At 56.5% G+C, this 13,006-nt stretch carries 11 protein-coding genes; 6 read left to right on the top strand and 5 right to left on the bottom strand.

The genetic code is table 11. From position 1 onward, the window contains the following. The first annotated feature begins 115 nt into the window (after positions 1-115). Positions 116-1,204, top strand: a complete 1,089-nt coding sequence (locus FAES_RS12645) for an endonuclease/exonuclease/phosphatase family protein (protein WP_015331608.1) — start codon at positions 116-118, stop codon at positions 1,202-1,204. Between the two features lie 94 nt (positions 1,205-1,298). Here the strand turns inward: FAES_RS12645 and FAES_RS12640 are convergent, their stop codons facing one another. Further along, positions 1,299-2,822 (bottom strand): tetratricopeptide repeat protein, encoded by a 1,524-nt coding sequence (locus FAES_RS12640; RefSeq protein WP_015331607.1) that lies wholly within the window; start codon positions 2,820-2,822, stop codon positions 1,299-1,301. A gap of 85 nt (positions 2,823-2,907) precedes the next feature. Further along, positions 2,908-3,768, bottom strand: coding sequence for a DUF481 domain-containing protein (locus tag FAES_RS12635; RefSeq protein ID WP_015331606.1), 861 nt, complete (start codon positions 3,766-3,768; stop codon positions 2,908-2,910). Between the two features lie 145 nt (positions 3,769-3,913). Here FAES_RS12635 and FAES_RS12630 point away from each other — a divergent pair, with 145 nt between their 5' ends. The 5 genes from FAES_RS12630 to FAES_RS12610 all read left to right on the top strand — a co-directional run bounded on the left by FAES_RS12630 (position 3,914) and on the right by FAES_RS12610 (position 9,377). Continuing rightward, entirely contained in the window at positions 3,914-4,915 is a 1,002-nt protein-coding gene (locus FAES_RS12630) for a Gfo/Idh/MocA family protein (protein WP_041257827.1), read from the top strand. 144 nt (positions 4,916-5,059) lie between these two features. Beyond that, the gene (locus FAES_RS12625) at positions 5,060-6,190 is read left to right on the top strand and encodes a hypothetical protein (protein WP_051054121.1); all 1,131 of its coding nucleotides are present in this window, start codon (positions 5,060-5,062) and stop codon (positions 6,188-6,190) included. Between the two features lie 219 nt (positions 6,191-6,409). Beyond that, on the top strand, positions 6,410-6,727 hold the full coding sequence (locus tag FAES_RS12620; RefSeq protein ID WP_041257826.1) for a hypothetical protein: 318 nt from the start codon (positions 6,410-6,412) through the stop codon (positions 6,725-6,727). Between the two features lie 134 nt (positions 6,728-6,861). Further along, entirely contained in the window at positions 6,862-8,034 is a 1,173-nt protein-coding gene (locus tag FAES_RS12615; RefSeq protein WP_041258895.1) for an AIR synthase-related protein, read from the top strand. 59 nt (positions 8,035-8,093) lie between these two features. Continuing rightward, entirely contained in the window at positions 8,094-9,377 is a 1,284-nt protein-coding gene (locus FAES_RS12610; protein ID WP_015331601.1) for a T9SS type A sorting domain-containing protein, read from the top strand. Here FAES_RS12610 and FAES_RS12605 read toward each other — a convergent pair whose 3' ends face one another. From FAES_RS12605 to ffh, 3 genes are all read right to left on the bottom strand, one after another. Further along, positions 9,378-10,829, bottom strand: coding sequence for a S41 family peptidase (locus FAES_RS12605; RefSeq protein WP_015331600.1), 1,452 nt, complete (start codon positions 10,827-10,829; stop codon positions 9,378-9,380). It abuts the gene before it with no gap. Positions 10,830-10,980: 151 nt separating this feature from the next. Next, positions 10,981-11,430, bottom strand: coding sequence for a hypothetical protein (locus FAES_RS12600; protein WP_051054119.1), 450 nt, complete (start codon positions 11,428-11,430; stop codon positions 10,981-10,983). Between the two features lie 106 nt (positions 11,431-11,536). After that, a complete protein-coding gene (ffh, locus tag FAES_RS12595) occupies positions 11,537-12,856 on the bottom strand; it encodes a signal recognition particle protein (protein WP_015331598.1) in 1,320 nt (439 codons plus the stop codon). Positions 12,857-13,006: the final 150 nt, after the last annotated feature.

Below are 13,006 nucleotides of genomic sequence, written 5' to 3'. Positions count from 1 at the left end.
TCGCCTAAACGGCACTTTTAGCGGGCTTCGGCGGTATTGGCCGTTCGGTTTGCAACCCATTGATCACCTTTTGTTACTTTTCAACCTTCCGACCAATAAGTGAGTTACATCCACTATGACAACCACGGAATGGGGCTGGCTACTCTACTGCCTGCTCATCACCACCATCTCCTTCATTCACCTGCTTCGTATCGACTATTGGTGGGTACGTATCTGGGATTTCCCACACACGCAGCTCGCCGCCCTGGCAGCCATTGGGCTGAGCGGCTGGCTCTTTTTCGTGCATGACTACCGTTGGCCGCATTGGCTGGCACCGGCAGGCGTGACGGCGGCAATGCTCTATCAGGCGTGGTTGTTCTGGCCGTATACGCCCTTTCACCGGCGGCAGGTGATCCGGCAGCGCTACCCCAAAGGGAGTCAGCCTGTGAAGGATGACCCAAACTCATTGCTGCTGATGACGGCCAACGTGCTGATGACCAACACGCAATGCCCAAAAGTACTGGCGCTGGCCCGCGAGCATAAACCCGATCTGATTATGCTCCTGGAAACCAACGAGACCTGGAAGCGTCAGCTGGAGCCGCTGGAGGCCGATTACCCCTACCGCATTTTGTGCCCGCTGGAAAACACCTACGGCATGCTGTTCTATTCCAAACTGCCGTTTAAAGACCATGAACTGCGGTTTTTGGTCGAAGATGACATTCCGTCGATCCGGGTGGATCTGGAACTGCGCTCGGGGCATATTCTGCACTTTTACGGTGTTCACCCGCAGCCACCCAGCCCAACTGAACATTACCGGTCGACCGAGCGCGACGCCGAACTGGTGCTGGTTGGTCGGGAGGCGCGCAAACAGACCGGCCCCGTACTGGTAGCAGGCGATCTGAACGACGTGGCCTGGTCGCACACCACCCGCCTGTTCCAGCGCATCAGCGGTCTGCTCGATCCGCGCGTGGGTCGCGGGCTATACAGCACGTTTCACGCCGAGTATTTCTTTTTGCGCTGGCCCCTCGACCACGTCTTTGTCTCGCATCATTTCCGGCTGCGCACTCTTCGCCGCCTGCCCGCCTGCGGCTCCGACCATTTCCCCATTCTGCTTGGCCTGACGTATAACCCCGACCCCAAACGGGCCGACGATATCCCTGAACCCGAAGGTGATGATCTGGAAGAAGCCCGCGAGATCGTCGAAAAAAGCCGCGAGGGGTATTAATAGCGTTTCGAGTTTTCAGTTTTAAAGTTGGCTGGCGCATACGTAGGTGTTGAGTGATAGCCAACTGAAAACTCCCAAACTCGAAACTCAAAAACTACAAACTGCTCAGCGCGGCGCGGGCTTTGTTGTCGACACTGTTTTTGTACTCGTGGCGTTTGTAGCTCAGGGCTAGCTCGAACGCCTGCCGGGCTTTGGGTACGTTGCGGAGTTGCTGGTAGACGTAACCAAGTTGCAACGCCGCCGTGGCCCCAAACGATAGCTGATCGGGCTGGCTAAGCGCAATGGCCCGCTCGAAAGCAGCGATGGCGGCGGGCAGGTTATTCTGCTTCTGGACGATGCGCCCCAGCCGATACTGGTATTCGGCGCGTTCGGCCACGGTCTGGAAACTGGCTTCCGTATACGGTTTCAGTTGAGCAAGGGCTTGTTCCAGAAAGCCGCCATCCGACGCCAGCCGAGCCTGCATCAGCACGCGCTGCCGGGCGTTTGGGTACGTCTTCAGGTACGTTTCGGCCATTTTCTGAGCGGCTTTGTCGGCCTCTACGGTGGTTCGGCCAGCCGCCAGCACTCGAGGAAGCTCAGTACGGGCCAATGCCTCGTCGCCCGCCAGCCAATGACACAGAAACCGCTTATAGTGCGTGTCTTTGACGAAATTCTGGCCCCGGTAAGTCGTCAGAAAATGCTGGTAGTGAGTCAGCGCGGTTGGGTAGTGGCCTTTTTGCAGGTAAATATCGCCCAGCAGGTTGTCGATCACCGGCAATGCCACGTAGGCCGTGCCGGCAGGGCGCGTGGTGAGCCAGGCCAGCGCCTGCTCCGACTGGGCATTTTTCATGGCGGTAGTAGCCGCGAAGAAACGAACCAGCAGGTTGTCAGGACCTTCCTCCACAAAGCGGCGCAGGGCAGCCTCGTCGGCGGCCGTAAAACGCAGCACATAGGCCCGAATCAGCAGTTCGGCCAGGCGGGCTTCGGTGCGAAACGTGGGGTCTTGCTGCGCGCGTTGCAGGTCGGCGATCCCCTGTTGTATATCACCCCGCAGCCCCAGCAACCGCGCCACCCAGGCATAGCTGTCGGGCACCGAACCGATCATCACCCGCAGCACACCCAACGATTTGTAGGTCGGCAGAAAACCGGGAAAACGCCGCTGATTCTCGGCCAGCAGTTTATACGCCTTGATCACCTGCCAGCTCGCCGCCACCTCTTTGCCAAATTTCAGTTTCACAAACGCCCAGTGCAGCCGCACTTCGGCCAGTAACATCCGCTGGTAGGGCGAGCCGTCGTCGAGGGCATCAAGTTGGTCGAGGCGGGTAGCTTCGCGGGGGGCCAGTTGGGCAAACAGCCGGTCGTCATCGGAGGCGAGCAGGGTCACCATATCCGCGTAATCGTCCAGAAAAATGTGGATTCCGTTGGGGCGATCGGGCTCAGCGGCCAGCAACTGCCGGGCCGGTTGGAGCCGGCCTTTGGTCAGTTCCGAAAAGGCTTGCTGTAGATTGGGCGTCCAGACAAAATCCTGCGCCGGCGCCACGAACGATACCAACAGCAACCCCACCAGACCGCACCACCGTGCCGCCCGGCCGCGCCAGCCTGGTTTGGCCTGCCTGGATGGGTTGTCTGGTCTAATCATGCAAGGGTATGAGGTATTTAAGAATTATCGATGAGACGCAACGGATCACCGCACCAGCACGGTCCGCTGCGGTCGCGCCCAGACGCTACTTGCGTTCGTAGGTCATGCCTAGCGTGAGGCGGGTATCGTTGTTGACGCGGCCCGGCACCACGATGCTCTCGTACGAATTGGCGAAGGTAGCCCGAAAGCTGAGGTTGGCGCTGAACTTGTACTGCACACTGGCGCTGCCATTCCAGCGCACGTTGCGGGCGGCACCTTCGGGCTGAAAGATAGCGGGTTGGTAGAAAACCGTATGCGCGATGCTCCAGCGGTCTTTGCCAAATGTATATTCACCAAACAGCCGGGCCGAGTTCCGCCAGGTATTGATATCGGCCAGTTCGGCGTAGTCGGTAAATTCGCGCAGCACCACATTGGTGAGCGAGATGTAGGCCCGTTTTTGATTCAGCAGTTTGTAGCCAATCCCCGCGGCGGCCGTGTAGCGGTTCAGAATCTGCCGCAGATTGCTCCGTTCATACGAGCCGAAGCCCAGGTAATAGAGTCGCTCTTCGTAAAACATCGTCAGCCGGGTGTCGGCGAAGTATTCGCGTTCGTTGAGCAGGCTGTTCTGGCGTCCGTAAACAAACGAGGGGTTGGTCGACAGCTTGGCCAGCTTACTCACACTCACATCAAAAGCCCCCGCCATCTGCAATAATGAGCGATTGACGTTGCCCGTCGTGAAGGTGCCGTCGACGGTGAGGCGGTAGCGTAATTCCGGCTTGAAGTCGAATCGGCGGGCGCGCGTTGCCGCTGGTCCCCTTGCCGTGGAGTCGATGGCACGTTTGGTGCTGTCGGCAGCAACCTGCGCGCTGTCGGGCACCGAGGGACGTAACGGGTCTGTTTGTTCTGTAGTTTGGCTCAGTGCCGGTAACGTACCCAGCAGCAGAACCGCGAAAAGAAAGCGTTTCATGCCCAAATTTCGGCATCATTTATAAATAGCGAAGGCAACAACAACCAAACGACCGGCGGTTCCATCCATCGGGACGCTAAAATCCCTCCCTCCGTGGCTCTGCGTTAAAAAACCCTTCCGTTCTTTGCGAAAAGCAAAACCTCCAGTGAATACGACACCTCCTACCCGCTGGGCCATTCTTGGCTGTGGCCGAATTGCCCACAAATTTGCCCAGGACCTACTCATCCTCCCCAACGCCAAGCTCGTTGCGGTCGCCTCGACCGACCAAACCCGGGCCAACGACTTTGCCGCCAGCTACCCGCATCCCGACGGATCGCTGCCCAAGGCGCTGGGTACGTATGAAGGGTTGCTTGAGCTGGCCGATCAGATCGACGTGGTATACATTGCCACCCGGCACGTCTACCACCGCGCCAACACATTGCTGTGCCTGAACGGCGGGCTGGCGGTGCTCTGCGAAAAACCGTTCGGGATGGACATCGGCGAGGTCAACCAGATGCTCGATGTGGCCGAAGCGCGGCAGACGTTTCTGATGGAGGCACTCTGGAGCCGGTTTATGCCCACGGTTCGGCAGGCCAAAACGTGGCTCGACGACGGGGCTATCGGGCAGGTGCTCACCATCCGGGCCGATTTCGGCTTCAAAGCCGATTATGATCCCGGCAACCGGTTGTTCAACAAAGCGCTCGGCGGGGGCTCCCTGCTCGACATTGGCATTTATCCGCTGTTTATCAGCTACCTTATCAACGGCGTTCCCGCCACCGTGCAGGCGGCGGCCACCCTCGCCCCTACTGGCGCCGACGAACAATGCGGCATGGTGCTGACGTACCCCAACGGCGCCATGGCCATCCTGAACAGCACATTGCTGGCTGCGACCGAAAACACGGCGCTGATCTACGGCACCGAAGGCACCATCCGCATCCATAGCCGATTCCACGAGTCGACGGCGGTTACGCTCGAAAAACCCGACCAGGAACTGCAGACGATCACCTTCGATCGGCAGACGCATGGCTACAATTACGAAGCGCAGCACGTGATGGACTGCCTCAACGAAGGCCTCACCGAAAGCCCGCTGTGGAGCCATGCCGACAGCCGTAACCTGATGACCCTGCTCGACGATGTGCGCCGGGCAGCGGGTATCGTATACGAATAACGCGCACCGGCAGTTCAGTAGTTGGCGAAGCAGCGGGTAACCGTCGTTAGCAGGTTCGGTGTTAACTTTCTCGACGAACGGTTTATGTCCATGCTTCGCCACTGCCTTTTAATCGTTTGTGTTGTTGCCCTATCAGTAAGGGCGATGGCGCAGGTATGGGCGCCCTACAGCGCCCTGCCCGACCTGTACCCGTCGATGGCGCTGGCCATGACTTACTTCGTCAATGACCCCACCGAAGATCATTCGCACGATCTGGGCGATCTGAACGGCCTGTTAGGCATTTCCGTACAGGTGCCGCGCCGTAATGCCCGCGTGCAGCTGACGCTCACCTGTACCGGCGGCCCGGCCCTGTTCGACTCGGCAACCATCGACGTGACCGTGCCGCGCGCCCGGGAAGACTACATTATCACCCCGACCATTCCGTTCAATCAGGCGCGGCTGGCCAGCATTCGGCAGGTGCAGACGGTATTTATCACGTACGCTGTGACCATCGACGGCAAGGCGCAGCCGCCGCGCACCGAAACCCTGCGGGTGCAGTCAGTCAACGTCTGCCCGTTTGGGGTGCGCGACGATGCTGGGCAGTACACCTCGTATGCCTTCCTGTTTGCCGCCTACGTGAACGAAGACCACCCGCAACTCGACCGGATTTTGCAGGAAGCGCTTCAGAAAAACTATGTCGATGCTTTCGTAGGCTACCAAAGCGGCCCCGCCGACGTATACCGACAGGTGCTGGCGATCTGGCGGGTGTTGCAGGATCGTGGCCTTCGCTACAGCAACAGCACCACCACCGTGGCCGATCCGGATCAGGTGGCGAGCCAACACGTGCGGCTCGTCGATGAAAGCCTCTCCCACACGCAGGCCAACTGCACGGATGGCTCGGTTTTGCTCGCGTCGGTGCTGCGTAAAGTTGGTATTGAACCCATTCTGGTAACCATACCGGGGCATATGTTTGTCGGCTTTGATCTGGACGACGAAAGCAGCGAGCAGGCCTACCTGGAGACAACCCTGCTCAACGCCCCGGCCGGTTCGATTGCCGCCGCCCCTACCGACCTGACTCAACTCTTGCTATCCTACGTACCCAGCCTCACCGCCGCCGATCAGACGGCCGTTGACCAGTTTGTGGTCGCCATCCAGACCGGCAACCGGCTTTTTGCGGATAACCGGATTGCCATCGAGTCGGGTACAGGTGATTATTCGGCCACGCCCATCGCCGAAGCCCGGCTGGCCGGTATCATGCCCATCCCCTTTGTCGATAGGCGCCCCTCCACCAAATAGTGGACCATTGAATAAGTCGCATTAAAAAGGGAACTAGCCACGATTTTTCCTCAGCTCCCTGGCAAACAGCCTGTTATACTTATATTACTAATCCTATAAATTTTATAGATTTTAATATGCTCATTATGAATACATTGAACCTTATAACCGCCATTCGGTTCAGTTAAGCAAACCAATTTCGCTGGTTAATAACTACTTATTAACAAACAACCAACTACCATGAAAAAAGGAATGATCGCAGCCGCTGGGTTCATGCTGATGCTTTCGCAGGTGGGCTTTTCGCAGGCCATCCAGGAAGGAAAAGCGGCGAAAAAAGAGATGAAGGCCGAAAAGAAAATGGCCAAAGCGAAAGAGAAGCGCATGGAAGCCCGTACGGGTAAAGGCCTCGAAATCGCTGGTGTGTCAGACCCTAAAACGCGGATGAAAGATGCCGAACGTAAGGAGGACAAAGCCGTAAAGAAGGAACGCAAGGCGGTGGCCAAAACCATGAAAGCCAACGCCAAGGAAGTCACGAAGAAAGCCGCCAAAGTCGACTAGCTTTCTGTACTATATCACCACCATCCATTCATACACAGCCCTGAAAGCCCATTCGTCGTTATGATCGAATGGGCTTTTGGCTTATTCCCCACTTTGGTTGCCTGCTTGTAGCCCCGCGCCCTATCTTTGCGGGCATGACCGACCGTTATGCGCAACGGGGCGTTTCTGCCGACAAAGAAGACGTCCACAACGCCATTGCCCGCCTCGACAAAGGGCTCTTTCCGAAAGCGTTCTGCAAAATCGTCCCCGATATACTGGCCAACGACCCCGCCTACTGCACCATCATGCATGCCGACGGGGCCGGCACTAAATCGTCGCTGGCTTACCTCTACTGGCGCGAAACCGGTGACCTGAGCGTCTGGAAAGGCATTGCGCAGGACGCCGTCGTGATGAATACCGACGACCTGCTGTGCGTGGGCGCGCTGGGTCCCATGCTGCTCTCAAGCACCATCGGGCGCAACAAAAACCTTATTCCGGGCGAGGTAATCGCCGCCATCATCAACGGCACCGAAGAAGTGCTGCAATTGCTGCGCGACCACGGCATCGACATCTACAGCACTGGCGGCGAGACAGCCGACGTAGGCGATCTGGTCCGCACCATTATCGTCGACAGCACGGTTATTGCCCGCATGCCCCGCGCCGATGTCATCAGCAACGATCAGATACGGCCCGGCGACGTGATTGTGGGGCTGGCCTCTTTTGGGCAGGCGACCTACGAAACCGAGTACAACGGGGGTATGGGCAGCAACGGCCTGACCTCGGCCCGCCACGACGTGCTGGCACATAACCTCGCCGACCGATATCCCGAAAGCTTCGACCCGGCCGTCGACCAGTCACTGATCTATAGCGGCAGTAAGCAACTAACGGATTTAGTGGACGTCGGGAACGGGCAGCACGTACCGGCCGGGAAGCTGATTCTGTCGCCAACCCGGACCTACGCACCCGTGGTAAAAACGCTGATCGACCAACTGCGCGGTCAAATTCACGGCATGGTGCACTGCTCAGGTGGCGCCCAAACCAAGGTGCTGCACTTTATCGACAACCTGCACGTGATAAAAGACAACCTCTTCCCGGCTCCGCCGCTGTTCCGGTTGATTCAGCAGGAGAGCCAAACGCCCTGGCAGGAGATGTACAAGGTCTTCAATATGGGCCACCGACTGGAAGTGTACCTTGCCCCTGAACACGCGCAGACGGTTATCGACATCGCCCGTTCATTTGGTATCGATGCTCAGGTAATTGGCCACGTCGAAGCGGCCTCTACCAAACAAGTCACAGTAACCAGCGAATTCGGTACGTTTACATACTAAGCAATTGACAACTAGCTAAAAAGCAGTAGTTTGGTGACACGTAATTCTACCGTTCCACCATGAAACTACTGCTTTTTTGTGCCTTCGTGGCCTCGTTGGCCAATGAAACGTTCGGTCAGTCGGTCCTGTTTCAACAAGATTTTAACGCAGGCGGCACACCCACCAACTACGTGAGCAGCACGCCAAACGCCAACCAGTTTAACGGCATTAATGGCCCGAACGGAGCAGTTTCAATCGTAAACGGAGCGCTTCAATTTGATCGGCTAGTCAACGGCACGACCGGCCATTTCTCGCGCACGACCGACTTTTCGCCTACTCCCACATCGCTCTATATCCAGTTCGATTTCGAAGTGGTATCAACAACCACCGTCGCTGGCAATAGCGCGCTGGTGTTCTATGTGGGAACGGCGTTCAGCAACGGCGTAGGGAACCCATCCAATGCCGAGACGTATGCTCGATTCGGCATCAGCTTCACTGGGGCCGGGCAAGCCTTTGCCGTACGAAACATCCCCAGTGGGGGTGGCGGTACCAATTCGGCGACATTCACGGGAAAGCAGCAACTGACGTTTGTGCTCAATAACACTGGCTATACAGTCACGTACCTGCAACCGGGCGGTGGCACCAAACAACTGCTCAACGACCAGTATGATCTATGGGTTGGGGGCACCCGCGTGTTCAGCGACCAACCCGTGCTCACGCCCACGCAGACGATGACCGATTTTAAACTGCGCATCGACGACGACATTTATGCCGCTATTTTTCAGTTCGATAATTTCCTGATTCGTGACATCAGCGGGGCTTTACCATTGACGCTTACTCAATTTCGGGGCGAGGCCCACCATGACCAGATTCTGTTGACCTGGCAAACGCCAAACCCGCTCGGTCTCGATGCACTGACCGTCGAGCGCCGCACCGAATCGGGGGCTTTTGTCGAGCTGGGTACGTTGCCTGTCACCGACGTACCCAGCGAGCAACGTACCTACTCATTTATCGATGCCCATCCGCTGCCCGGCCTGAACTATTACCGTCTGCGCCAGACCGGTCCGGGTAACGCCGCGATGTGGAGCCGACCGATCGAGGTTCGGTACGAGCCAAATCAACCTACGCTTACGCTCCTTACTAATCCAGTCACCGACGGCCTTATTCAGGTACGTACCCAGGGGCTCGATAACCCAACGTACCTACTGACCAACCTCTCAGGGCAATTTATTCCCTGCCAACAACAGCAAACGCCCGATGGCGAGACGACGCTGCTACCGCAACATCCCCTGCCATCGGGCGTTTATCTGCTCACCGTCAGCAATGCAACACACCGCCTTACGAGGCGACTGGTTATTCGCTGATTACCGGATCGGGTCAGTGATAAACATGTTGTTAGCACCAGGCTTGAAATCATCCGACGACCCAACCGTCAGGTCAGGGGTAGCGGCCTGCCGACCACCCGTTGTGAGGCCGTTCATGTGGTTGATCGCCGTAGCCAGCAGGGGATCACGAAGGTCGCCCAGCGGTACCAGTGCACCGTATGGCTCGTTGACCGCCACCGTCGGCGTAAAGCCCGTCCAGTAATCCGATTCGTTGTTCTTGTTGAACGACCGGAACACGATGGGCTGCAATCCCCACTTGTTCTGGGTATTCGTTTTGTCACTGATCGTGATCGAGCCCACATTCTTACCGTAAGACGTGGACCCGATGGTATTGACCGTCATGTATGGCCGTAGGCCGTTGATAACCAATTCGCTGGCCGATGCTGTCCGATGCGTCGTAATGATGTAAACCCGGTTTAGCTGATTACCAATATTATTGGCCTGAGGGGTAAAGTACTTATTGAGCGATTCCAGCCCGCCTGCGTCTTTCTGGAGTTGGGCCATAAGCGTCGGGTTCATTTCCTGTCGGTAGTATAAGGCCTTCGATTGCCCGCTGATACCCTTGGCAATCAAACTGGCCAATTCGATGGATGAGCTAACGTACCCACCCCCATTGTAGCGCAAATCGAGAATCAACTCGTTCACCCCCTGCGTCTTGAACTTGCCGAAGATGGCTTTGAACTGATTATCATAAGCAGCCGCCGTTGAGCCATTAGGGCCAGGCACAAACTGGTTATATAGCAAGTAACCGATCTTACGAGTACCAACAGTGTAGACCGAATCTTTTAGAATCGGATTCTCCTGAAACACAACGGGCGTTACGGTTTTAGTAGTGGTCGTACGCACGACGGCGCCGTTCTGTATGGCGGCAAAGCCATACGTCTGCGGCACACTCTCGTCGGCAAAGGCTTTGTTCAGCGTGGCCTGATCGGTCGTCAGCGCAATCCCGTTGACGGAATAGAACAGGTCATTGCGTTTGATTCCCGCCAGATCAGCGGGCGAGCCGGGCAGTACGTAGGTCACCACGCCCACTACATCGGTCGACCCCTGCGCGGTCAGGATGAGCGTAAAATCCATGCCTGTGGTTTTAGTCTCGCCGTTCAGCGAGGCCGTCAGTTCAGCGGCGCTTTCCTGGATCCAGGAAAACCGGTCTCCCTGCGGATTTGTCGTTGCATTATACGTATTGAGCAGCGACTTGAAAAAGTCGGCAGGGGCCAGCGCCAGATTAGGGTTAGCCGGAATCTTGTCGTTCCAGTAATAGGCATCCCGCATGTTGGCCAGAATCCAGTTGTTGATGTAACTGGTGCTGGCGGTGCTGGTCGTACCGGTTGGGTTAACCTCGACGGGGTCTTTTTTGCAGGAACTTAGGAGAGCCGTAGTGGCCGTTGCCACGATAGCCAAAGCGCGAACCGAACGCGTTTTACAGAGCATAAGTGTTTGTTGTATAGAGGTGTTAATAGAACGCAAAAAGCCCGCTCAACGTGGCATCGAGCGGGCTAAAAATAAATTAAAAGATGGTAGTTACCGATAACCCTATACGGTTTGAGACGGGGACGCCTGGTCCTTATAGGTTAGTATGGTTTCACTCTTTCTTGTTGAACTGCCAGGCAAAACCCAGGTACGTATAAAAAACACCCGACTTGAAATTGGCCGCGGCTGACGGAGAGATTTCGAACGCGACCCGCAGATTGGGCAGGCTTTCGACCGGGGCAGCCCGTACCCCCACGTGCAGCGAGTAATTTTCCAGGACCTTATCCCCATTGACGGCGTTCAACGCGTTGATCCGAATGCCCGGACCTACGTAGTAATTGACCCGCTCGGTGCGCTTCACGTTGACCATTGGACAAAACGTAGTGCTGAGTTGCTCGAAGATCGAGTTGGTTTGCAGGCGGGCATCGAGCCAAACGGGGTTGTTTGGGTTGGTACTCACCGTAAATAAACCGAAGCTGTTGAACGGATAGTACGCCACGGAAGCCTGCGAAAAAGCCGTCATCGGCAGGACAAGCATGGCCAAAAAGAAAAGGTGTTTCATGGAAGAAGAGTTAGGCACAAAGACTGTGAGCCGAACAGGGGCATTGCGAATGCCCGATTCTGTCGAGCTGGCAGCGCCTCTGTTTGGCTCACAGTCTCTGTTCGCGTTATTTCATCATTTTGGCCAGCTTGCCCGACGCCTGCATCTGGTTCATTTTCTTCATCATCTTGCGCATCTCATCGAACTGCTTCAGCAGATTCGTCACCTGCTGCTCCGACGTACCTGAACCCAGCGCGATACGGCGCTTACGGCTCTTGTCGATCATGTCGGGGCGTTCGCGCTCTTTGGGCGTCATTGAGCTGATGATGGCTTCGATGGGCGCAAACGAGGCGTTGTCCAGATCGAGGTCTTTCACCATCTTGCCCATGCCGGGGATCATGCCGAGCAGATCTTTGATGTTCCCCATCTTCTTGATCTGCTGCAACTGGCTCAGGAAGTCGTTGAAGTCGAACTGGTTCTTCCGCATCTTGGCGTTGATGCGGCGCGCTTCATCGTCGTCGAACGCCTGTTGCGCCCGTTCAACCAGCGAGATCACGTCGCCCATACCCAGAATCCGGCTGGCCATCCGATCAGGGTAGAACACGTCGAGGGCTTCCATTTTCTCGCCCGTGCTCATAAACTTGATTGGCTTGCTCACCACCGCCCGAATCGAGAGCGCCGCCCCACCGCGGGCATCGCCGTCGAGCTTGGTCAGCACCACACCGTCGAAGTCGAGGCGGTCGTTGAATGTTTTGGCCGTATTGACGGCATCCTGCCCCGTCATCGAGTCGACCACAAACAGCGTTTCCGAGGGGTTGATGGCTTTCTTGACCTGCTCGATTTCCTGCATCATCGCCTCATCGACGGCCAACCGACCGGCCGTATCGACGATCACGATTTTTTTGTTCGTCTTTTTGGCGTGGCTGATGGCGTTCTGTGCGATCTGAACGGCGTTCTTGTTGTCCGGTTCGCTGTAGACCTCAACACCCACCTGCTCACCCAGCACCTTCAACTGATCGATGGCCGCCGGGCGGTAGATGTCGCAGGCAACGAGCAGCACATTCCGGCCCTGCTTTTTGATGTAACTGGCCAACTTGCCCGAAAACGTAGTCTTCCCCGACCCCTGCAAACCGGCGATCAGCACCACCGCCGGGTCGCCCTTGAGGTTGATCGGCTGGGCCTCACCGCCCATCAGATCGGTCAGTTCTTCCTGCACGATCTTCACGAACAGTTGCCCCGGCTCTACGGCAATCAATACCTTCCGGTCGAGGGCTTTTTCCTTCACCCGATCCGTCACGTCTTTAGCTACTTTATAGTTAACGTCGGCGTCGGTAAGGGCGCGGCGCACTTCTTTCACCGTAGCGGCCACGTTGATTTCGGTAATACGCCCCTGCCCTTTCAGGGTTTTAAAGGCTTTATCTAATTTACTCTGTAGGTTCTCGAACATGATGTTGTAAACGAATGGGGCAAAGATAACAGATTCACAGGGCCTAACGGATATACCCGCCTGCTCCGATTCGGGCACAGGAAGGCTATTAAGTTAGTAGACAAAATAATAGTTCGTTTTTTCCACAATTTAGATGCAAAACCGTCGTGT

This window comes from Fibrella aestuarina BUZ 2 (assembly GCF_000331105.1).
Taxonomy (GTDB): Bacteria; Bacteroidota; Bacteroidia; order Cytophagales; family Spirosomataceae; genus Fibrella; species Fibrella aestuarina.
The sequence above is the reverse complement of the archived record's forward strand: the minus strand, read 5'-3'. Positions and strand labels throughout refer to the sequence as shown.